This is a genomic window from Corallococcus sp. AB045, from assembly GCF_003668895.1.
Classification (GTDB): domain Bacteria; phylum Myxococcota; class Myxococcia; order Myxococcales; family Myxococcaceae; genus Corallococcus; species Corallococcus coralloides.
Window position 1 is genome coordinate 12,774 of sequence record NZ_RAWN01000049.1, and the last position, 21,241, is coordinate 34,014.

The 21,241-nt window shown below is 70.5% G+C and carries 20 protein-coding genes and 1 tRNA gene; 12 read left to right on the plus strand and 9 right to left on the minus strand.

Annotated features, from left to right (window positions below; translation table 11 throughout):
- Positions 1–36 precede the first annotated feature (36 nt).
- From D7Y21_RS14385 to gyrA, 3 genes are all read left to right on the plus strand, one after another.
- Positions 37–882, plus strand: coding sequence for a class I SAM-dependent methyltransferase (locus D7Y21_RS14385; protein ID WP_158627287.1), 846 nt, complete (start codon positions 37–39; stop codon positions 880–882).
- Positions 883–942: 60 nt separating this feature from the next.
- On the plus strand, positions 943–1,707 hold the full coding sequence (locus D7Y21_RS14390) for a tetratricopeptide repeat protein (RefSeq protein WP_120562353.1): 765 nt from the start codon (positions 943–945) through the stop codon (positions 1,705–1,707).
- 228 nt (positions 1,708–1,935) lie between these two features.
- Positions 1,936–4,761, plus strand: coding sequence for a DNA gyrase subunit A (gene gyrA / locus D7Y21_RS14395; RefSeq protein WP_120562352.1), 2,826 nt, complete (start codon positions 1,936–1,938; stop codon positions 4,759–4,761).
- Between the two features lie 90 nt (positions 4,762–4,851).
- Here the strand turns inward: gyrA and D7Y21_RS14400 are convergent, their stop codons facing one another.
- On the minus strand, positions 4,852–5,484 hold the full coding sequence (locus tag D7Y21_RS14400; RefSeq protein ID WP_120562351.1) for a nuclear transport factor 2 family protein: 633 nt from the start codon (positions 5,482–5,484) through the stop codon (positions 4,852–4,854).
- Between the two features lie 266 nt (positions 5,485–5,750).
- Here D7Y21_RS14400 and D7Y21_RS14405 point away from each other — a divergent pair, with 266 nt between their 5' ends.
- Together D7Y21_RS14405 and D7Y21_RS14410 are read left to right on the plus strand one after the other, a co-directional pair.
- Positions 5,751–6,806: an ABC transporter ATP-binding protein gene (locus D7Y21_RS14405; RefSeq protein WP_121713844.1), complete on the plus strand. Its 1,056-nt coding sequence runs from the start codon at positions 5,751–5,753 to the stop codon at positions 6,804–6,806.
- Between the two features lie 93 nt (positions 6,807–6,899).
- Positions 6,900–7,196: a YkvA family protein gene (locus D7Y21_RS14410; protein WP_233612101.1), complete on the plus strand. Its 297-nt coding sequence runs from the start codon at positions 6,900–6,902 to the stop codon at positions 7,194–7,196.
- Between the two features lie 3 nt (positions 7,197–7,199).
- Here the strand turns inward: D7Y21_RS14410 and D7Y21_RS14415 are convergent, their stop codons facing one another.
- The 4 genes from D7Y21_RS14415 to D7Y21_RS14430 all read right to left on the minus strand — a co-directional run bounded on the left by D7Y21_RS14415 (position 7,200) and on the right by D7Y21_RS14430 (position 12,348).
- Entirely contained in the window at positions 7,200–7,838 is a 639-nt protein-coding gene (locus D7Y21_RS14415) for a phospholipid scramblase-related protein (RefSeq protein ID WP_120562349.1), read from the minus strand.
- A 41-nt stretch (positions 7,839–7,879) separates the two neighbouring features.
- Positions 7,880–9,028 carry a hypothetical protein gene (locus D7Y21_RS14420; RefSeq protein WP_121713811.1) on the minus strand — a complete coding sequence of 383 codons (1,149 nt, stop codon included), beginning with the start codon at positions 9,026–9,028 and terminating at the stop codon, positions 7,880–7,882.
- Positions 9,029–9,130: 102 nt separating this feature from the next.
- The gene (locus D7Y21_RS14425) at positions 9,131–11,863 is read right to left on the minus strand and encodes a VIT domain-containing protein (protein WP_121713813.1); all 2,733 of its coding nucleotides are present in this window, start codon (positions 11,861–11,863) and stop codon (positions 9,131–9,133) included.
- Positions 11,860–12,348 (minus strand): MerR family transcriptional regulator, encoded by a 489-nt coding sequence (locus D7Y21_RS14430; RefSeq protein ID WP_121713815.1) that lies wholly within the window; start codon positions 12,346–12,348, stop codon positions 11,860–11,862. The genes D7Y21_RS14425 and D7Y21_RS14430 overlap by 4 nt, the downstream gene beginning before the upstream one ends.
- A gap of 116 nt (positions 12,349–12,464) precedes the next feature.
- Here D7Y21_RS14430 and D7Y21_RS14435 point away from each other — a divergent pair, with 116 nt between their 5' ends.
- Together D7Y21_RS14435 and D7Y21_RS14440 are read left to right on the plus strand one after the other, a co-directional pair.
- Positions 12,465–12,956 (plus strand): DUF2721 domain-containing protein, encoded by a 492-nt coding sequence (locus D7Y21_RS14435; protein WP_120562345.1) that lies wholly within the window; start codon positions 12,465–12,467, stop codon positions 12,954–12,956.
- Between the two features lie 140 nt (positions 12,957–13,096).
- On the plus strand, positions 13,097–13,612 hold the full coding sequence (locus D7Y21_RS14440; protein ID WP_120562613.1) for a peptidylprolyl isomerase: 516 nt from the start codon (positions 13,097–13,099) through the stop codon (positions 13,610–13,612).
- A gap of 65 nt (positions 13,613–13,677) precedes the next feature.
- On the opposite strand, the gene D7Y21_RS14445 is transcribed toward D7Y21_RS14440, so the two are convergent.
- Together D7Y21_RS14445 and D7Y21_RS14450 are read right to left on the minus strand one after the other, a co-directional pair.
- On the minus strand, positions 13,678–14,499 hold the full coding sequence (locus D7Y21_RS14445; RefSeq protein WP_120562344.1) for a slipin family protein: 822 nt from the start codon (positions 14,497–14,499) through the stop codon (positions 13,678–13,680).
- On the minus strand, positions 14,496–15,851 hold the full coding sequence (locus D7Y21_RS14450; protein ID WP_121713817.1) for a nodulation protein NfeD: 1,356 nt from the start codon (positions 15,849–15,851) through the stop codon (positions 14,496–14,498). The genes D7Y21_RS14445 and D7Y21_RS14450 overlap by 4 nt, the downstream gene beginning before the upstream one ends.
- A gap of 227 nt (positions 15,852–16,078) precedes the next feature.
- On the opposite strand from D7Y21_RS14450, the gene D7Y21_RS14455 reads away from it, so the two are divergent.
- Positions 16,079–16,297 (plus strand): hypothetical protein, encoded by a 219-nt coding sequence (locus tag D7Y21_RS14455; protein WP_120562342.1) that lies wholly within the window; start codon positions 16,079–16,081, stop codon positions 16,295–16,297.
- Between the two features lie 11 nt (positions 16,298–16,308).
- Positions 16,309–17,907 (plus strand): amidohydrolase, encoded by a 1,599-nt coding sequence (locus tag D7Y21_RS14460; RefSeq protein WP_121713819.1) that lies wholly within the window; start codon positions 16,309–16,311, stop codon positions 17,905–17,907.
- A 7-nt stretch (positions 17,908–17,914) separates the two neighbouring features.
- On the opposite strand, the gene nhaR is transcribed toward D7Y21_RS14460, so the two are convergent.
- Positions 17,915–18,814, minus strand: a complete 900-nt coding sequence (gene nhaR, locus D7Y21_RS14465) for a transcriptional activator NhaR (RefSeq protein WP_014393518.1) — start codon at positions 18,812–18,814, stop codon at positions 17,915–17,917.
- 124 nt (positions 18,815–18,938) lie between these two features.
- Between nhaR and D7Y21_RS14470 the strand changes: the two genes are divergently transcribed.
- Both D7Y21_RS14470 and D7Y21_RS14475 read left to right on the plus strand, forming a co-directional pair.
- Complete coding sequence (locus D7Y21_RS14470) at positions 18,939–19,739, plus strand: sigma-70 family RNA polymerase sigma factor (RefSeq protein WP_120562340.1); 801 nt, start codon at positions 18,939–18,941, stop codon at positions 19,737–19,739.
- A gap of 91 nt (positions 19,740–19,830) precedes the next feature.
- A tRNA-Phe gene (locus D7Y21_RS14475) sits at positions 19,831–19,903 on the plus strand.
- 80 nt (positions 19,904–19,983) lie between these two features.
- On the opposite strand, the gene D7Y21_RS14480 is transcribed toward D7Y21_RS14475, so the two are convergent.
- The gene (locus tag D7Y21_RS14480) at positions 19,984–20,406 is read right to left on the minus strand and encodes a hypothetical protein (protein ID WP_121713820.1); all 423 of its coding nucleotides are present in this window, start codon (positions 20,404–20,406) and stop codon (positions 19,984–19,986) included.
- A 253-nt stretch (positions 20,407–20,659) separates the two neighbouring features.
- Here D7Y21_RS14480 and D7Y21_RS14485 point away from each other — a divergent pair, with 253 nt between their 5' ends.
- Positions 20,660–21,202 carry a hypothetical protein gene (locus D7Y21_RS14485; protein ID WP_120562338.1) on the plus strand — a complete coding sequence of 181 codons (543 nt, stop codon included), beginning with the start codon at positions 20,660–20,662 and terminating at the stop codon, positions 21,200–21,202.
- The last annotated feature ends 39 nt before the right edge of the window (positions 21,203–21,241 follow it).

Sequence of the window (21,241 nt, forward strand, 5' to 3'; positions counted from 1 at the left end):
CGACCGTGCGCGTCGTCTCCAACCCCGGAGTCGCACATGCGTGTCGAAGAAACCAGTGCCGCCGCGGAGTACGTCCAGGGAAACGAGGACCGGGAGCTGCGACGGCTGATGCTCCAGGCCCAGGTGTACGCGCCGTTGACGGAAGGCGTGCTGCGCGGGGCCAGCCTCAGGCCCGGCATGCGCGTGCTGGACGTGGGCTGCGGGGTGGGGGACGTGTCCTTCCTCGCCGCGGAGCTGGTGGGCCCCACGGGCGAGGTGGTGGGCGTGGATCGCGAGGCCCGCGTCCTCGCCTGCGCCCAGCGCCGCGCCGAAGTGCTGGGCCTGCCCCACGTGCGCTTCCAGCAGAGCAGCCTGGAGTCCCTGCCTGTCGGCGCCCCCTTCGACGCCATCGTCGGCCGGCTGGTGCTGATGTTCCAGCCGGACCCGGTGACGTTCGTCCGCCGCATGGCGGAGCACCTGCGCCCCGGCGGCGTGCTGGCGCTGCACGAGCTGGAGCTGGCGGCCATGGGCCTGGCGCACCCGAAGCTGCCGCTGTTCAACCGCGTCTGGAACTGGATGCTGCCCACCTGCGAACGCGTGGGCATCAAGGTCCACATGGGCCTGGAGCTGGTGTCCACGCTGCGGCGGGCCGGGCTGGTGGTGGATGACGGCGTGGTGGGCGGGCGGCTGGGCGTGACGCCGGACGCGGAGACCACGCACGCCCTGGTGGAGACCGTGCGCACGCTGCTGCCCCACATGGAGCGGCTGGGCGTGGCGCTGGCCATGGAGGTGGACATCGACACGCTGGCCGCCCGCCTCACCGCCGAGCTGCGCTCCAACGGCGGCGTGCTGGTGCCCAGCCTCATGGTGGGCGTCTGGGGCCACCGTCCAGGCCCTGTCTAGCGAGGCCGTCTTCGCACGACTTCACGAGCGGCGGGGGAGTGGGTCGCTTAGAGTGGCCTCATGGCAAAGACGGCATCCCGCAAGTCCCCCGCGAAGGCCAAGAAGCAGCCCGCGCGCCCCGCCGCGCCCGCGAAGACACCGGCCCGGCCAGTGAAGGCGAAGGTGGAGAAGGTCGAGCCCCGCCGCGCCTCCGCGTCCTCTCCGAAGCCCCCCGTGCTGGAGGCCGAGCCCGTCTTCGACTCCAGCCCGGAGGTGGACCCCCGCGAGGCCGCGCCCAAGAGCCTGCCCGCTGGCGAACCGCAGGGCCGCGTGCTGCCCTTCGAAATCGACCCGGCCCAACTGGAGGCTGGCTTCAAGAAGCTCCGCGGCGAGCTGGTCCACTGGACCAACAAGGGCCGCTACACCAAGGTCCGCTTCAAGTTCCGGGGCAAGCAGCTGCTGCCCGACCTGCCCCTGGCCGCCGTCGTCGCCGCGGAGGGCCTGTCCTTCTACTGGGGCGGCATCCTGCGCGTGCTCGTGGCCAACGTCGTGGGCAAGAGCGTGTTCGAGGTGGAGCTGGTCAACGACGCGGACAAGCGTGTCCAGGCGGGCCGCGAGGCGCTCCTGTCGGGTGACGTGGACCAGGCACTCACGCTGTTCCGCGAGGCGCTCGCCATGGACCGCGACAACGCCGCCGCGCACCTCAACGTGGGCGTGGCGCTGAAGCTCCGCGGCGACCGCGAAGGGGCGCTCGCCGCGTTCGAAACCGCGAAGGCCAAGGACCCCGAGGGCGGTGTGGGCGCGGAGGCCGAACGGCTGGCCGCGAACCTCCGCCCCAAGGCCTGAAAAACGGGCCCGGAAACGGCCTCCGGTGGGGCTGAAAACGCACCGCCCGGATGTTCCATCCGGGTGCCCCGGAAAGGCCTCTTCCGACCCCTGGAACCGGGCGGGCGGGCAGCCGGGGCGAATCCCCCCTGTTTCCCTTATTGACTGAGGGAAATCCGGGGGTTACGAACACTCTCCCATCGGGCGGAGCCCCCCACGTGAGGGGCCCGTCCGCACCTTCCAGAGCCCATGGCTGACGACACCACCGACACGCCGGCAACGCCCCCCGCGCCTCCTCCGTCGAGCGGCGCTGGAGAGCTCATTCCCATCAACATCGAAGACGAGATGCGCCGCTCGTATCTCGACTACTCGATGTCCGTCATCATCGGCCGCGCGCTGCCAGACGTGCGCGACGGCCTGAAGCCCGTCCACCGTCGCGTCCTCTTCGCGATGAACGACCTGGGCAACCTCCACAACCGCGCCTACAAGAAGAGCGCGCGCGTGGTGGGTGACGTCATCGGTAAGTACCACCCGCACGGCGACTCTTCCGTCTACGACGCCATGGTGCGCCTGGCCCAGGAGTGGAGCCTTCGCTACCTGCTGGTGGACGGCCAGGGCAACTTCGGCTCGGTGGACGGCGACTCGCCGGCGGCCATGCGTTACACGGAAGTGCGCATGGAGCGGCTGGCGGAGGACCTCCTGTCGGACATCGACAAGGAGACCGTCGAGTTCGGCCCCAACTACGACGACTCGCTGGAAGAGCCGCTCGTCCTGCCCGCCAAGTTCCCCAACCTCCTCGTCAACGGCAGCAGCGGCATCGCGGTGGGCATGACCACCAACATCCCGCCGCACAACATGAACGAGGTCGTGACCGGGACGCTGCACCTCATCGACAACCCGGACTGCACCGTCCTGGACCTGATGGAGTTCATCGAGGGCCCGGACTTCCCCACCGCCGCCATCATCACCGGCCGCGAGGGCATCCGCCGCGCCTACGAGACGGGCCGCGGGTCCATGACCATCCGTGCGCGCACGGAGATTGAGACGAACAAGAAGGGCGACCGTGAGGCCATCATCGTCACGGAGATCCCCTACCAGGTGAACAAGGCCCGGCTCATCGAGAAGATCGCCGAGCTGGTGCGTGAGAAGAAGCTGGAGGGCATCAGCGACATCCGTGACGAGAGCGACCGTCAGGGCATGCGCATCGTCATCGAGCTGAAGCGCGATGCCATCTCCCAGGTGGTGCTCAACAACCTCTTCTCCATGACGCAGATGGAGACGACGTTCGGCGCGGTGATGCTGGCCATCGACGGTGGGCAGCCGCGCACGCTCAACCTGAAGGAGCTGCTGGACCGCTTCATCGCGCACCGCCGCGACGTGGTGACGCGCCGCACGCGCTACGAGCTGCGCAAGGCGCTCTCGCGCATGCACATCGTGGAAGGCCTGCTCGTCGCGCAGGACCTCATCGACCTGGTGGTCAGCCTCATCCGCGCGTCGCGCGACCCGGATGAAGCGCGCTGGGGCCTGATGAACATCCTGTCGCCGGAGCTGTACACGCGCGAGCGCTTCCAGAACCTGGACCGCATCGACTACGCGAAGGCCAAGGCGCAGATGGAGCTCTTGGTCAGCCGCGCGCGCAACGAGGAGCCGGCCTACGGCGGCCTGGAGCACAAGTACGAGGGCGCGGGCTTCAGCGAGGACCAGGCGCAGAACATCCTGGAGATGCGCCTGCAGCGCCTCACCGGCCTGCAGCGCGAGGAGCTCTTCAAGGAACTCATCGGGCTGGTGCGCGACATCGCGCGCCTGCGCGACATCCTCGCCAACGAGAAGAGCCTGCTCTCCGTCATCAAGGCGGAGCTGATGGAGATCCGCGAGCGCTACGGCGACAAGCGCCGCACGGAGATCACCGGCGCGGTGGATGACCTCACCAGCGAGGACCTCATCGCGGAAGAGACGATGGTGGTCACGCTGTCGCACACGGGCTACGTGAAGCGCTCGCCCCTGTCGGAGTACCGCGCGCAGAAGCGCGGCGGGCGCGGCAAGACGGGCGCGGGGACGAAGGAGGACGATTTCGTCACCAAGGTGTTCGTGGCCAGCACGCACGCGTACCTCATGCCCATCACCACCAAGGGCAAGCTGTACTCGCTGAAGGTGCACCAGATTCCGCAGGGCAGCCGCACGTCGCGCGGCAAGGCCATCGTGAATCTGGTGCAGTTCGGGGAAGGGGAGCGGCTGGCGCAGGTGCTGGTGACGCGCGACTTCCCGGAGAACCGCTACGTCTTCTTCGTCACGAAGAAGGGCGTGGTGAAGCGCACGGACCTGAGCGCGTTCGAGAACGTCCGGGTCAGCGGCATCATCGCGCTGGGCATCGACGAAGGCGACGAGCTGGTGGGCGTGATGATCACCGACGGCACCAAGGACATCCTCCTGTCCACGGCCACGGGCATGAGCATCCGCTTCAAGGAAGACGACGTGCGCTCCATGGGCCGTCAGGCCTACGGCGTGAAGGGCATCACGCTGGAGGACGGCGACGAGGTGGTGGGCGCGGACCTCCTGGACAAGGAGCCGGAGGAGGGCCAGGCGCCGGCGGAGCAGAGCAGCGCCATCCTCACGGTGACGGAGAACGGCTACGGCAAGCGCACCGAAGGCGCCGAGTACCGGCAGCAGGGCCGTGGCGGCAAGGGCATCATCGACATCAAGGCCACCGAGCGGAACGGCCGCGTGGTGGGCGTGGTGCAGGTGAAGGACAGCGACGAGGTGATGCTCGTCACCAACGGCGGCATGCTCATCCGCATGAAGGTGAAGGAGATCTCCGTCATCGGCCGCAACACGCAGGGCGTGCGCCTCATCGCGCTGGAGAACGGCGAGGAGAAGGTGATGGCCATCTCCAAGCTGCCCGAAGGCGAGGAGTCCGAGGACGAGGAGACGGAGGCCACCTCGCCAGTGGAGGCGTCCGGCGCCGAGGCTTCCCCGGAGGGCGCGCCGGTGGAGGAGGCTTCACCGGAGGCTCCGGCGGACGAGTCCGGCTCGGCTGGCTCGCCCGGCCCGGAAGGTGAGCCCGGCTCGGAAGGCTGAGTCCAGGCGGTAGGAACACGGGAGGGCCGGGCACGGGACGCGCTTCGATGCGCGCTCCGGGACCCGGCCCTCTTTGTTGGTGCGGAGCGGCTACTTCTGGGTGAGGTCCTTGGGCACGGTGAGGCCGGCGGTCTTCTCGTCGATCCAGAAGATGTTCATGACCCACCAGCGCTGGCCGTCGTTGAAGAGCTGGATGCTGTTGACGCCCTTGGCGATGAGCGGCCCGTCCTGCGTGCCGCGCGCCTCATAGGTGCTCATGACCTGCACCAGCGCGCCGAAGGCGTGCGTCTGGCGAGCAATCTCCTTCTCGAAGAAGCCGTGCGTCGCGGTGCTCTCCTGGCCCCATGTCACGTAGTCGTCCGGGGTGATGGGGCGGGCCGCCAGCGTGGTCGCGCCCGGCGGCTTCGCCAGCGGGATGAGCTGGGCGCCCGGATAGAAGAGGGAGCGGAAGCGCTGCCAGTCTCGAGGCGCGCCCGCCGGTCCGCTGATGACGTCGTAGAGGGCCTTGAGGATGGCGTCCTGGGACTTCACGTCCTCGGGCTTGGCCTTGGGCAGTTGGGCGAGCGCGGCCTGGGTGCGCTCCGCGGAGGCCTTGATTGGATTGGGCTTCTCCGGAGCGGCGGGGGCGGCCACGGCCTTGGGCTGCGGCGGAGGGGCAGCGGGGGCCTGGGCGAAGGACGCGGTTCCCAACAGGACGGCACAAGCGACGAGCAGGCGCGACATGGGGACTCCCGGAAGAGGGGAAGGGCGAAGAGCCTAATCCCACGGCGCGGAAGCACTCGCTGGGATTCCCCTCCGCGGAGCGCACCGCACGAACCTGTCCGACAGTCGGACAGGTTTGGACCGGGCCGGGCGGGAGGTGGGCTCCGGGGACGCCCGGGGCTCGGGCCATTCGAGCTGGGGAGCCACGTCCGCGTCGTCCGGCAGTCCCCAGCGATGGGACCCGGTGCTTGGCCCGGCCGGTGCCGCACCGTAGTGTGCCCGCCGTCATGGCCTTCCTTTCGCTCGATGCCCTCACCCTGAAGTTCCTCGGTGCCGCCGCCCCGGCGGTGCGGGACGTGTCGCTGGCGCTGGAGCCGGGCGACGCAGTGGCGCTGATGGGCACCTCCGGCTCCGGGAAGACGGCGCTGCTGCGGCTGGTCGCGGGCCTGGAGCAACCGACGTCCGGCACCATCACGCTCGCGGGCCGCGTGGTCGCCGGGCCGGACGTGTTCGTGCCCCCCGAGCAGCGCCCCCTGCGCCGCGTCCTCCACGACGCGGAGCTCGAGTCCGGCCTCACCGTGCGCGACGTGGTGATGGGCGTGCAGCCCAAGGGCGAAGGCCTGGCGCACGCGCGCGGCATGCTGGCGCTGTTCCAGCTTGAAGACCTGGAGGCGCGCGCCTGCGGAACGCTTTCAAGGGGACAGCGGCAGCGCGTGCTGCTGGCGCGCGCGCTGGCCTCTGGCACGAAGCTGCTGGTGCTGGATGAGCCCTTCGCCGGCATGGACGCCGGCCTGCGCGCCAACATCCTCGGAGAGTGGCGCCGCGTGCTCAAGGCGCGAGGCGCCGCGGTGCTCTTCGCCACGCACGACGTGGGGGACGCGCTGGCCTTCGCGGACCGGCTGGTGCTGCTGCGCGCGGGCACGGTGGAACAGCAAGGCACACCCGAGTCCGTCTACGAAGCGCCGCGCAGCGCCTTCGCCGCGTACTTCCTGGGCGGCACCAACCTGCTGCCCGGTTCAGGCTTCGGCCGCGTCGCGCGCACGGCGCTGGGCAACCTGCCGCTGAGCACGGAGGCGCGCGGCGAGGTGATGCTCTCCCTGCGCCCGGAAGCACTGCGGCTCGTGCCCGACACGGACGGCGTCGCGGTGGGCGGCGCCTTGCGCGCGGAGGTGCTGGAGCGCGCGTTCCGGGGCGCGCACGTGGACTTCACCGTGTCCTGCGCGGGCATGGCGCTGGTGGTGCGCGCCGCCGCCTCGGCCCCGTTTCGCGAGGGCGGCCGTGCCCGCCTGGAGGTCGCGGGCCGCGCGGACGTGCTGGAGGAGACATCTGGGCTCGCCCGCTAGTGCACCAGGCGTGCAAGCACCCGGCACGGATGGTGCAATCACCCGCGTTCCCCATGCGTAGGGAGGGGTATGAACATCGCAGGCCTTCGAGGAATGGGAACCCGCTTCTTCCACTACGTGCGCGACCCCCAGGTGGCGACGTGGCGCAAGCTGGCCGGGCTGCTGGCTGTCCTGTACTTCGTGTCGCCCGTGGACGTGATTCCGGACTTCATCCCCGTGTTCGGCTGGCTGGACGACCTGGGCGTGCTGTCCGCCGCCGCGTTCTTCATGGTGCGCGAGGTCCAGCGCTGGCGCCCCGGCACGCCCGCCGGTGAGCCGGCGTTCGACGGACTCCCGCGTGACGAGGAGGGCCAGACGCGCGTGCCCACAACGCTGCGTCGGCACTCCTAGCCGTCAGTCGTTGCCGCCGCGGCGGTCCTCGAAGTGCACGAAGTCGATGAGGAACGTCGCGGCCACCACCAGCGTCCGCACGTGCGGGTCGTGCAGGCTGTCGAACCGGACGCCGAAGTTGTCGGCGTCCGTGAACATCTCCTTGCCGAACCCGCTCCACTTCTTCGCGATGGTCCCCACCTCGCGGCCCTGCTGCTCCACGTTGAACGTCCAGGGCCTGAAGAACGGCCCGCTCAAGTGGGCCAGCTCCTCGTCGTTGGGCCCGAGCACGTCATAGGCGCGGGTGAAGAAGCGGAAGCGCTGCTGGATGGCGCCCAGGTGCCGTCCCTCGCCGTCCTCCACCTCCAGCCGGGACAGCCAGAAGCGCCACGGGCGGCGCAGCCGCAAGAGCGTCTCCCCTCGCGAGGACTTGAGCTCCATCGTGAAGGGCCGCTTCGCCTTGAGGAAGCCGCGCAAGAGGAACAGGCCCAGCCCGCTGCCCACCTCGCCCGCGTAGAAGAGCGGGCGTCCGTCGTCGCCCACCACCTCGTAGCGGTTGCGGCCCTCGAAGCCGGTGAGGATTTCGCCCCACTCCTTCACCTGCCGCACACGCAGCGTGTGCTCGTCACGCAAGAGGGTCAGCGCCTGGGACTCGACGGGCATGGATGGCTCCGGGAAGGCCGAAGGAGGACGGCGGCCGCAGTCTAGAACTGTCCGAGCACCGCGAGCCCCATCCCCCCATGGCGCCCCATGGCCGCCGGGACGACGGAGACGGCCGGGACGTCATCGGGCGCATCGAAGTCACGCGTGAGGAACGTCGCGGTCCCCAGGCCGGCCAACACGCCCACGGCGGTCCCCACCAGCAGGGCGTCCCCATGGTCGTTGTCCAGCACCAGGAACAGCGCGCTCAACCCCATCAGGCCGCCCAGGATGCCGCCCGCGTCGATGAGCAGCACCCGGCCCCGGGAGATGTCCAGGTGGCGCGACACCAGCGCGAAGGTGAGCAGGCCCGCGCCCACCACGCCCTGCTCGATGCCGATGAAATCGCGCGTCTCGCCGCTCTGGGTGGCCATCAGCAGCCCCGCCACCACGCCCGCCCACAGGCCGCCGGAGTTCGTCAGCGACACCTGTCCTGCCGTGGGCCGCGCGAACTCCGCCACCAGGATGCCCAGGCCCGTGAAGCCCAGCGCCCCCACCATCACCGCCCCCGTGGCGCTGTCCCCGTCCAGGTCGAACGAGCTCATGGAGGCAAGGCCATAGCCGAAGCCCCACACCGTGCCGGAGTTGATGGCCGCCGCCTGGCCCTGTGTCAGCCCGCTCCGGGTGGCGAGCAGCGAAATCGCCGCCCCCGCGCCGCCGCCCAGCAGCGACACCGCCACGTACGCGCGCCCGTCCTGGCAGTTGGAGATGGCGCACAGCAGGATGCCCTGGGTGATGCCGTGCAGCGTCTGCACGACGGTCAACGACGCCCGGGCCCCCTTCGACGGTCCTTCCTTCGAGAACACCTCTGGCTCCGCCTCCACCGGCCGCGCCAGCGTGTCCTGCGCCAGCCGCGCGCCCGGCTCCAGCCGCGTCCGCGCCAGCCGCGTCAGCTCCGGCGCGTACGGATGCCCGGGGCACACCCGCATCACGCGCTCCAACAACTCCAGCGCCTGGGCATCCTGTCCGCGCACCAGCGCGTCGAAGCCCGACGCGTAGTCGGACTCGGCGGCGCAGGACTCCTCGCTCGCCACGAGCGGCGGCGCGGAGACAGCGCCTGAAGACGTGGCGGCGGGAGGTGCCGTGCCTTCCCGGGGCGAAGGCCCGGGCTGTGCTGCGACGAGGACGGCCAGGACGAAGGGCGCGAGGACCATGCGAGCACCCACCCTAGTCGACCCCGGTGAAAAGGCGGGAGACCCGGGACCCCGGTCCTCCTGGAAAGGAGGCACGGGGCCCGGGTGACGCCACGCGGCGGCCTACCGCGTCGCCAGCGTCTCCATGTGCTGGCGGAGCGCGGTCATGTCCCCCAGCCGTCCGTCCAGGCCCGGAAGGGGCTTCGCGGCCTGCTCGATGCGGCCCCGCGTGCGCGGACCCGCCGCCACCAGCCACGCCACACCCAGCGCCAGCTCCGCCACGTCCGGCGCCTGGCCCAGCTGCGAGGCCAGCGCGAGCAGCGCGTCCACGGCCTTCTTCACCTGCGCGCCGTGCAGCGGGTGGCTGCTGGTGATGCCCTCGCGCAGGAGCACCAGGAGCACCCGCGCGGTGGCGCGAGCCTGACGCACCGGCTCCGGCCCCTCACCCGTGCCGGCCCACAGCCCGTTCGCGAGCTGCTGGCCCAGGAGGCCGCCCACGTCCTCGGTGGGGATGGACGCTTCCGCCACGGACAGCGGCAGGACCTCCTCCTGCTCGTAGAACACCTCCGCCTTCTGCTCGCGCCGGGCCTCCAGCTCCGGAGCGGACTCCAGGGTGCGGTCAGCGGCCTTGCGCGGCTTCGCGGCGGACATCAGCCGGTCGAAGAGGCCGCCCTTGTCCTTCTTCGCGTTCTTCGCGGACTCCTGCTCCATGGGCGCGGCCCTGCCTCCCATGGGCCCGGAGCCATCCGCGAACTCCGCCTGGAAGGAGGACCCGGTGGTGGGCTCCGGCCCCAGGTTGCGCGCGGGCGCGGGCGCGGACGCGGGCGCGGGCGCGGCCATGCTCGGAGGCGGCGGAGGCACCGCGCCGCCCCGGGAACGGCCGACCCCTCCGGGCATCGCCGCGGGCGCGGGCATCGACTTCGAGGCCATCCGCTTCATCACCGGCGCCCGTGCCGGCGGGAGCGCGTCCACGAGCCCGCCCTCCGGCACGTATTCGTCGTCCTCGTCCCGAGCGACCTGGTTGAACATGCTCCAGCCCGCGGGCGCGTTCACCGGCACCACGCGCGTCTCCGGCGTGCCGGACGCGCGGCGGTCACCCTGGCGCTCCTCCACCACCACGAAGGACGTGTACTGCGTGGCCAGCTGGTGCTCGATGGCGAGCCGCACGATGCGCTCCTTCATCGCCTCCGCGCGCCGGCCCACCAGCCCCGCGTCCATCCAGCCCCGGATGCGCTCGGCGGCCCACAACTTTTCCACCACCGGCCGGTCCGACTGCGCGGGCAGATCCAACCGCACCGTGAGGGAGAAGGGCTCCCGGCCCGACTTCCCCTTCAACGTCACGCTGCCCGTGCCCGCCTGCGCATAGCGCCCGAAGAGCGTCCACGGCGTGCCGTCCACCAGCGGCGGCAGCGTGGCCGGTGCCAGCTCGCTGGCCTCCACGCCGTCGAAGCGGACCTCCAGGTCGGTGACGCGCGGCGCGAGCGCCCGCGAGAACTGCGCCACCACCTTCTCGTCGATGCGCTCCCCCGGGTGGATGAACTCCACCGCGCCATCCGTGCGCCGCGCCAGGTCGCGCAGCAGCGCGTCGCTCACGTTGGTGCCGATGCCGAACGAGAACACCCGCCCCATCCCGCGCGCCGCGAGCACCGCGTCGAGGATCTCGCTCTCGTTGCCCACCTGCCCGTCCGTCAGCAGCACCACCACGCCGTCCGGCGCCGCCTTCATCGCGGTGACCATGGGCTCCAGCAGCTCCGTGCCGCCGTAGGCCTTCAGCCCCGCGACCCACGCGTCCGCCTGCTCCAGCGTGCGCTGGGTGAACGGCACCGTCTGCGTGGAGAAGGATCGGAACGAGTTCTCGAACGCGATGACGTTGAAGCGGTCGCCTTCACGCAGGTGGCGCAGGCACAGCCGGAGCGCGGCCTGGGCCTGGGGCAGGCTGTCGCCGGACATGGAGCCGGACGTGTCCACCACGAACACCACCTCCTGCCGGGGCGGCGTCGTCGCCAGGTTCAGCAGGTCCGGCACCACCGTGAGCGCGAACGTGCCAGGACCTTCCGCCTTCCGGTGCGTGACCACGGGCGTGAGCATCACGTCCGGGTTGGCGTTGCGCATCGTGAGCACCACGTCCCGGTCCAGCGCCACCTCGTTGCCCGCGAAGTTCTTGAGGAACGAATCGCGCTGCAGGTTCACCCGCATGCGGGTGCCTTCCTTGGTGACGGTGATGCGGTGGGACGGGCTCTCCACCACCACGTCACGGCCCACGTCGACGAGCAGGTCCATGCGCAGCCCGTAGTCCACGTTCAGGCTCGTGGGCGGGGTGATGCGGTCCGCGTCCGGCACCCGCGTCGTCGGGGCCGCGCTGCCGTGACCGGTGCGGTCGCCGTGCACCGCGCCGGGGATGTACCGGGGCGCCACCAGCGTGGGCAGCATCCAACGCACGCTGCCCTCCTCCGAGGTGAGCGTCTGCAGGAACTCCACCTCCACCAGCGTCTCCTCGCCCGGCAGCAGGTTGCCCACCTGCGCGGTGAATACGTTGGCGCGCTCCTGGTCCAAGAGCGCCGCGCCGTGACCTTCGGTGATGGCGTCGTCGTAGGCGCGGAAGGCGGCCTCGCGCTCCTTCACCACGCCGGCCACGCGGCGGCCCGCGCACGTCATGGAGAAGGCGCTGAGCGTCGCGTCGGAGGGCAGGGGGAAGGTGTAGATGGCCTCCACCGGCTTCTTCTCGTCGTTGCGGTAGCGCTGCGTCACGCGCACCCGCGCGTGCCCCCCGAGCAGCTCACCGGTGACTTCCACTCCCTGCAGGGGCACCTGGGCCCCCTCACGCGTGAACAGCCCACACTTCGCCTGCTCGTTCATGACAGCGTTCCTTCCTGGAACTCCTCGATGAGGGCGCGCACCCGCTCCGCCAGCGCCCGGACCTTCGCTTCCGCCTGCTCCGACACGTGCAATTCCAACCCCGGCGCCAGGAGCCAGCGCTGGTAACGCGCCACCTCCACCGTCGGGTCTTTTCCCGGGCGCTTCGGGGGCATCCGGGGGACCTCCTCCGGTACCGGCGGCGTCCCCGGGCCCACCGGCGTCTCCGCCAGCCGGCGCAGCTCCTCCGGCGACAGCCGCAAGAGCTCCGCCTGGATGGCGTCCAGTGGCAGGAACCGCGCCTGGAGCACCCGGATGGCCTTGAGCCGCACCCGGTGCTCCTCTCCGTAGACCGTGTCCGGCCCCTTGAAGGGCGGCGCGGGCAACAGGCCCCGCTGGACGTAATAGCGGACCGTGCGGGGCGAGACGCCCACCTCCTCCGCCAGCGCGGCCAGCTTCCACTCCGTCTGTGTCTTGGGCGTGCTCACGAACCTGACAGTAGGTTGTGACAGTTGAAGTGTCAAGACATCGGTGGCGATTCGTCAGCGGCGGTGTCGGGATGCGGGAGGTGGCGGCCGGGCGGGCGGTGGGACAGAAGGGGGCCATGAACGTCGGCGTGGACGGCCTGGACCCCTCCTCCATCCAGCTCATTGGTACGGCGGTGACGCCCGCGGTGATGGTGTCCGGGTGCGGCATCCTGGCCACCGGCCTGGACAATCAGATTTCGCGCATCACCGCGCGCATGCGGGACATGGTCCGGGAATGGCGCACGCTGCCGGAGGGCCATGCGCGCCGGTCGCTCCTGCGCGAGGAGGTGGCCATCATGGACCGGCGCCACGCCATCCTCGCCCGGGCCATTGGCTTCACCTACGCGGCGCTGCTGTCCTTCGTGGTGACGTCGCTCCTGTACCTGCTGCGCCGCAGCGTCGCGGTGCCGGAGGGGCTGCCGGTGATGTCCTTCTCCCTGGGCGTGGGGCTGTTGGGTTCCACGGCGGTGCTGGCCCTGGCGTCGCTGCGCTTGAGCCGCCGCGCCATCACGCTGGAGGGCGCTGAGCTGTTTCGTGACGGGCGGCCGGGCGGGCCACCAGCGCCCTGAATTTGTTCCGCAGCGCACGCGAAGGTGCTAGCGGGTGCCTCCGAGACGCGCGGGTCTGGTACGTCCCGGCCCGCGCGCCTGGTAGCGCGCAGGATTCCGCAGCCTCTTCAGGCTCAACCCTCACCGTGGAGCACGTGAACATGGCAAACGCCAAGGTCTTCTTCGACATGTCGATTGGTGGCCAGCCCGCCGGCCGCATCGTGATGGAGCTGTTCTCCGACGACGTTCCCAAGACCGCCGAGAACTTCCGCGCCCTGTGCACGGGTGAGAAGGGCACTGGCCGCGCTGGCAAGGCGCTGCACTTCAAGGGGACGCCCTTCCACCGCGTCATCCCGAACTTCATGTGCCAGGGCGGCGACATCACGCTCGGCAACGGCTACGGCGGCGAGTCCATCTACGGTGAGAAGTTCGCGGACGAGAACTTCAAGCACAAGCACACGGGCCCGGGCATCCTCTCCATGGCCAACGCGGGCCCCAACAGCAACGGCTCGCAGTTCTTCCTCACCACGGCCAAGACGGATTGGCTCGACGGCAAGCACGTCGTCTTCGGCAAGGTCGTCGAGGGCATGGACGTGGTGAAGAAGATTGAAGGCGTGGGCAGCCAGTCCGGCGCGACGCGCCAGCCCGTGAAGATCGAAGACAGCGGCCAGCTGTAATCCCGCCGCTTCGTCTCACCCGAAAGGTCCATCCGTGCCTCGCGCGCGGGTGGACCTTCGTCGTTTCAGGACGGCCCGTGGGACGCCTCCTCGTCCTCCTCTTCGTGGGCCTCCTCCGGGTGGAAGGGCCGCGCGGGCACGGCGCCGAACGCGCGCAGCAGCTCCAGGGGGATGGGCAGGATGGTGTGGTTGCCGCCGCTGGTGATCTCCACCAGCGTTTGCAGGTAGCGCAGTTGGAGCGTGGCGGGGTTGCGGCTGAGCACGTCCGCGGCCAGGGCGAGCTTCTCCGCCGCCTGGTGTTCGCCTTCCGCGGCGATGATCTTCGCGCGGCGCTCGCGTTCGGCCTCGGCCTGTCGCGCGATGGCCCGCTGCATCTCAAACGGCAGGTCGATGTGTTTCACCTCCACGTTGGAGACCTTCACGCCCCACGGGTCGGTGCGCGCGTCGAGCACCTGCTGCAATTCGTGGTTGATGCGCTCGCGCTGGGACAACAGGTCGTCCAGCTCCACCTGGCCCAGGATGGCGCGCAGCGTGGTCTGCGCAATCTGGCTGGTGGCGTAGAGGTAGTCCTCCACCTGGAGCACGGCCTTGTCCGCCTGGATGACGCGGAAGTAGACGACGGCGTTGACCTTCACGCTGACGTTGTCCTTGGTGATGACGTCCTGCGGGGGCACGTCGCGCGCCACGGTGCGCAGGTCGATGATGACCATCCGCTCGACGAAGGGGATGAGCCAGCGGAAGCCCGCGCGCTTGAGGCCCACGTAGCGCCCCAGCCGGAACACGACACCGTTCTGGTACTCGGTGACGATGCGCACACCGGAGACGAAAAGGAGGAACAACACGGCCAGGGGGAGGAGCCACCCCAGCGCTCCGACCAGCTCGTTCATGGCATCTGCTCCGCGACGGTGAGGGTGAGCCCTTCCACGGCACGCACCACGACCTGGGCGCCCTCGCGGATGGGAGTGAAGGAGACGGCGCGCCAGCGCTCGCCGTGGACGAACACCTCGCCGCCCGAAGGCGTGACGGGGGCCAGCGCCGTGCCGGCCTCGCCCACGAGCCCCGCGTCGCCGCCCCGCTGCGGCAGCTTGCGCGTCTGGGCGCTGCGGTATGCGACGAAGGCCGCGGTCCCCGCGAACACGAGCGCAGTGGGCAGCATCACGCCCCACGACATGCGGAAGGACGGCTCCACGAACCAGCCCGGTTCGAAGCGGTCCACCAGGAACACACCGCCCAATATCAACAGGCCCACGCCCGCCGCGCCCAAGAGGCCGCTGGTGACGAACAGCTCCGCGAGGATGAGCCCCACGCCCATCAGCATCAGCACCAGCGCCCCCGAGCGCACCGGCAGCGTCGCGGAAGCCATCAACGCCAGCACCAGCGCCACGCCGCCGATGAGCCCCGGCGCCACCGCGCCCGGATGGGACAGCTCCACCACCAGGCCCAGCACCGCGACGAGGAACAGCAGGTAGATGAGGGACGGCTGCGCGAGCGCATGCACCACCTGCTGTGACAGCCCCGGCTCCAGCGACACCACGTGGGCCTCGCGGGTGGCGAGCGTCACGGTGTCACCGCCCGCCACCTCCACGCGGCGGCCATCGACGGCGGAGAGGAACGCGGCCTCGGTGGGAGCGACGAGCTCCACCACGCGAAGCTCCACGGCGCGGTCCGCGGGAACGCTGGCGCTGTCGCGCACGGCGGCCGCGGCCCACTCCGGATTGCGGCCCCGCTGCCGGGCGATGCCCTCCGCGAAGGCGACCGTGTCGTTCTCCACCTTCCGGGCGAGCTCCTCGCCACCCACCTGCTCCACGTCCTCGCCCCCAAGACCCACGGGGTGCGCCGCGCCGATGTTCGTCCCCGGCGCCATGGCGCTCACGTTCGATGCGAGCGCGATGAACACGCCCGCGCTGCCGGCACGTGAACCGGAAGGCCCCACCCACACGAGCACGGGAACGCGTGAGCCCAGGAACGCGCGCACCACGGCGCGGGTGGCTTCCAACGAACCGCCCGGCGTATCCAACCGCACGAGCAGCGCCGAGGCTCCCCCGTCCTCCGCGCGCTTCACGCAGTCCGCGAGGTACGCGCCCGAGCCGGTATCCACCACGCCCTCCAACTCGCACCGCGCGACGAAGGACGGTGATGCGGGAGCCGCCGGAGCGGCGAAGCCCACGAAGAGGAACGCCAGGAGCCAGCCCCAGAGGACGTGACGGCGCCAGCTCATCCTGTCGACGTGGTCCCGCATGTCCGCCCCCCGAATGCGCGCCCCTCGCGCACACGCACTCGGACAACGATGTGCATCGGACCTTCGGATGACCGGCTCGAGAAGCCGGGGGCCCGGAGGGCAGGCGGGCAGGGAGGGCCCGGCGCCCAGCTTGTGCATCCAATCCTGGACGTTGAAGGGGATGCGCGTTGCTGGAGGAGGACGCACCTCCTTAGGTTCAATCTCTCGCTCTTCTTCCAGGAGGTTTCATGCGCCGTGCCGTGCTGCTCATCGCTGCTCTGGGCCTGACCGCTGCAGCGGTGGCCTGCAGGACCACCCAGCCCCCGGGGACGGAGGACCAGATGCCCATCCAGGGACCAGACACGGTCCGCGAAGAAATCCAGAACGTGCCCAACGAACCGGCGGGCCCCGCGGGTCCCGTCAATGCGCCAGACGTGGACGGTGGCATCCCCGAGGGTGGCGGGTAGTCTTCCGCGCCATGACGGCGGAGACCACGGTCTACAGGGCGGAGCGTGTGTGGACGCTCGATGCGGAGCGTCCGCGCGCGGAAGCATTGGCGGTGCGTGACGGAAGGTTGCTCGCGGTGGGGACGCTCGCGGAAGCGCGCGCCGCCGCGGGGCCTGGAGCGCGCGAAGTGGACCTGGGCCGCGCCACGGTGGTGCCCGGCCTGGTGGACGCGCACGCGCACCTGCACGGTCTGGGGAAGAGCCTGACCACGGTGCGCCTGGAGAAGGCGCCCTCGGTGGAGGACGTCCTCCAGCGCCTGGCGAAGGCGCCCGCGTCGAGCTTCCAGGGGGACTGGTTGCTCGGTAAGGGGTGGGACCAGAACGAGTGGCCCGGCGCCACGTTCCCCGGCCGCGAGGACCTGGATGCGCGCTTCCCTACGACGCCGGTGTTCCTCATGCGAGTGGATCATCACGCGGCCTGGGTGAGCGGCGAGGCGCTGCGCCGCGCGGGCATCACGCGGGACACGCCGGATCCGCCAGGAGGCCGCATCCTCAAGGGCGCGAACGGCGAGCCCACCGGCGTCCTCGTGGACAACGCGATGGACGTGGTGGAAGCCGCCATTCCCGCGCCCACGCGCGAGCAACTGGAAACCCGGTTGCGAGCCGCCATGGAGCGGTGCGCACAGGTCGGGCTCACGGGCGTGCACGACGCGGGCATGGACCTGCAGGCCTTCCGCACGTTGCAGGCGTGGGACGCCGCGGGGACCTTGCCCCTGCGCGTGTATGCGATGGCGGCGGGGCAGGGGGAGCAGCGTCACGCCTATCTGGAGCAGGGGCCGTGGCAGGGGCGTCACCTGTCCATGCGCTCGGTGAAGTTCCTGGCGGATGGAGCGCTGGGGAGCCGGGGCGCGGCGCTGCACGACGACTACAGCGACGAGCCCGGCCAGCGCGGCCTGTTGCTCCTCTCTCCCGAGGAACTCGAAGCGCGGGCTCGGGCCTTCATGGCGCGGGGCTTCCAGGTGTGCATCCACGCCATTGGAGACCGTGCCAATACATTGGTCGTGGACGTCCTCCTGCGAGGCGCGGAGCGGACGGGAACGCAGGCCCTGCGTCACCGCGTGGAGCACGCGCAGATTCTTCGGCTGGAGGACATCCGGAGGTTGGGCGCGGCGGGCCTGGTGGCCAGCGTGCAGCCCACGCACGCCACCAGCGACATGCCCTGGGCACAGACGCGGCTGGGGCGCGAGCGGCTCCGGGGCGCCTACGCCTGGCGTACGTTGAAGGACGCGGGCGCGCACCTGGCATTGGGCAGTGACTTCCCCATCGAGAACCCGGACGTGCTCGCGGGGCTCTACGCGGCGCGCACGCGGCAGGACGCGAAGGGCTGGCCGGAGGGTGGCTGGTATCCGGAGGAGCGCCTGAGCGCGGCGGAGGCGCTGGAGGGCTTCACGGTGGGGCCCGCGTGGGCGTCCTTCGAGGAGGCGCGGCGCGGAAGGCTGAAGCCCGGCCTGGACGCGGACTTCGTCGCGCTGTCGGAGGATCCGCTGGAGGGGCCCGCGGCGGCGCTGGTGGACGCGCGCGTGCTGGCCACGGTGGTGGCGGGCGCGGAGGTGTTCCGGGCGGCCGGGTGACGCAGGCTCACCCGCCGAAGATGTGCGAGCGCGCGGCCTCGGCGATGGCGACGACGGCGGGGTGGCGCAGGCGGCGCTCCACGGTGATGGCGTAGAAGCACTGCTCGATTTCGTCGGTGTGCCCGATGGCGGTGACGTTGAACTGCCGCTGCACCTCGGCATCGATGATGGAGGGCATGGCGAAGATGCCGTGCCCCTTCTGTCCGAAGGCCTGGAGCAGCGCGCTGTCATCGAAGTCACCGGCGATGAGGGGCCGGATGCCGAGCCGCTCGAACCACAGGTCCAGCGAGCGGCGCACCGACGACTCCTCCGACGGCAGCAGCATGGGCGCGCCGTCGAGCGAGCGCGGGAAGTCCTTGCGCAGGTGCGCGAGCGGTTGGGCGGCGAAGAACGTCACGCCGCACTTGCCCAGCAGGTGGTTGAAGGACCGGACGCTGACGGGCTCGGAGCCAGGCGCGTCCGCGAGCACCACGTCCAGCTCATGCAGCGCCAGCTGTGCGAGCAATTGGGGCAGGGGGCTCTCGCGGCAGATGATGCGCAGCGAAGGTCCGGCATCCAGCGCGGGCTTGAGCAGCTGCTCGGCGACGAGCTTGGGGATGACGTCGAGCACGCCCACGTTGAGGCGCAGCTGCTGGCCGGTGGGCAGACCGGAGACGACGTTCTTCAGCTCGTTGCCCAGGCGGAAGATTTCGTCCGCGTACCGCATGACGGTGCGGCCCACGTCGGACAGGACGAGCTTGCGGCCCTTGCGCTCGAAGAGCTGGTGGCCCAGGGACTCCTCGAGGAGCTTGATTTGAGCGCTGATGGTGGGCTGGGCGAGGTGCAGCTCTTCACTCGCCTTGGCGATGCTGCCCGCCCGCGCAACCGTCCAGAAATACAGGAGATGGTGGTAGTTGAGCCACGCCATGACTTAGGAATAACCGAAGGTTTTCATCCAAACTAGCTAATTTTCTTAAGTGTCGCCTCCGCTTATTTCTACGTCCGTCACCGCGCGATGGGTGCGCGGGGGACTGCTTGGGGAGGTACGCGTCATGGAAGCCATCTACGAGGAGCTCGAGTCCACGGTGGAGGGTGTGGAGACCGAGGTGGACTCGGCGGAAGTGGAGATGCGGGTGCGGGGGCACCTGGAGCTGGTCCGCCGGCTGGCCTGGAAGTACCGCTGGACGGGCCTGTCGTTGGAGGAGCTGATGGCGGAGGGCAACGTCGGCCTGGTGGAGGCGGCGCGCCGGTTCGAGGAGCGGGGAGTGCCGTTCGGCGCCTACGCGCAACAGTGGATCCGCGCGCGCATCCGGGCGTACGTGTCCCGCACCTGGAGTGTGGCGGGGGGCCGCGCGCCGTGGATCGTCTTCCAGCTCCGCCGCGAGCGAGCGCGGCTGGAGGCCCGCTGGGGCGAGGGGCACCCGGAGGTGACGAAGCGGCTGGCCGAGGCGCTGGGCAAGAAGGAGGAGGACGTGGTGCGGGGGACGGACGCGCTGGCGAAGGACGTGTCCCTGAACGCGCCCCTGGGCCTGGAGGGGGACGTGACGCGGCTGGACATGCTGGAGTCGGACGAGGACTCGGCGGAGGAGCAGGCGGACCGGGGCGCCTGGGCGGAGAAGCTGCACCAGAGCGTGGCGGCGGCCTGGCCGGAGCTGGACGCGAGGGAGCGGGCGCTGGTGAAGGAGCGGATGCTGGTGGAGGACGGGGTGAGCGCGGAGTTCCTGGCGAAGCGCTTCGGGGTGACGGCGGTGCGCATCCGGCAGATCGAGCAGGGGCTGCGCCAGAAGCTGCGCCAGCGGCTGACGGCGGGCTGCACGGCCTGGGACGGCGAAGCGCCCCGGCTGGCGGCCTGAGTGTCGGGCGAGGAAGAGGGTTGGCGGAAAAGGGGTTGACGTCGCGGGCCAGTGACCGTAAATCGGCGCTGCCGCTCGCGGTGCGCGGTTCGCCCAAGTAGCTCAGTCGGTAGAGCAGGGGACTGAAAATCCCCGTGTCGGTGGTTCGATTCCGCCCTTGGGCACACCAGTAAGAAGAATCTGAAGGGCGTCGGACTCCGGTCCGGCGCCCTTTTTCTTTTGTCCGCGCTGGTGGGCGGCGCCGTTACGGAGGGCTGATGCGCCCAGGGGCGCCATTGGCGCCGGCCACGGTGTGGCAGGAGCCGCAGGCCCCGGTGCCCTGCGCGCTGTTCATGGCCCACTGGGTGCCGCCGTGGGTGACGCGGGCGGTGTAGGGGAGCGCGAAGTCCTTCGCGTCCTCGGCCTTGAGGAAGAAGTTGCCGGAGGCATTGGCTGTCAGTGTGTAGGCCTTCTGTCTGGCGTCGGTGATGACGACCTGGGCGCCCTCGAGGCCCGCGCAGTCGTCCGCCTCGTGCGCGGTGGCCTGGACGGTCCCCGCCACCACGAACTTCGGCCCCTCGCCCCGGTCTGTATGGCATTGGATGCAGTTGCCACCGGGATGCATGAGGGCGTTGCCGCTGTCGCCGCCCGTCCACTTCATGCCCGTGGAGCACTCGGAGGTGCTCACCGCTTCCAGGCTGCCTCCGCCGCATCCCGTGAAAAGACTACCCACCGCCAAACACAGCATGAATATCGAGGGGATGCGTTGTGACATGTGTCACCTCTGGGAGGACTGTGTGTCATTCGAGGCCTTCGCCTCCGCGCTGTCAACGGCACTCCCGGTACGTGGCCCCGCGGGGTGGGGTGGGAATACGGAATGGACCCGGGTGCACATCCGGGCGCGACGCGGTAGATGGGTGTCCCGGAGGTTCATCAACGCAATGGACGCGAACGTGGTGGCGGAGCTGGAGAAGGCGGGCGTGAAGGTGGAGGACCCCATGCGCCTGTTCATCCCCGTGGAACGGGACGAGCAGGGCCAGGTGAAGCCCGTGGGCGACGAGGTGCCCGTGCGCTTCGGTGACGTCACCGCCCACGTGCGCCTGCAGCCCATCTCCGCGCTGTGGACCGGCGACAAGCAGCCCCCTGACTTCACCCGGCCTCCCTTCCCCGAGTACGAGCCTTTCTTCTTCCTCCTCGAGGCCACCGCCGCCGGCTTCTGCCGCGACACCCGCCACGCCGAGGTCGACCAGGAGTTCTCCCAGCTCTACCGGCACCTGGCGCGCCGGCCCGACGGCCACCACAAGAACCCGCTCTTCTCCTACCTGCGCGCCGCCGCCCGCCTGTACCTGTCCCTGCGCGACGTCAGCCATGCGGAGTTCGAGGCCGTGGCCCAGCGCCTCCACCAGTCCGCCAAGCTGCACGCGGGCCACGTCGGCAGCACGAACTACTTCCAATCCGTGCTGCGGCAGGTGCTGGGCGCATAGCGTCCGTTGGGAGCGCTCGCCGGGCCGCCGGGTGTCCCC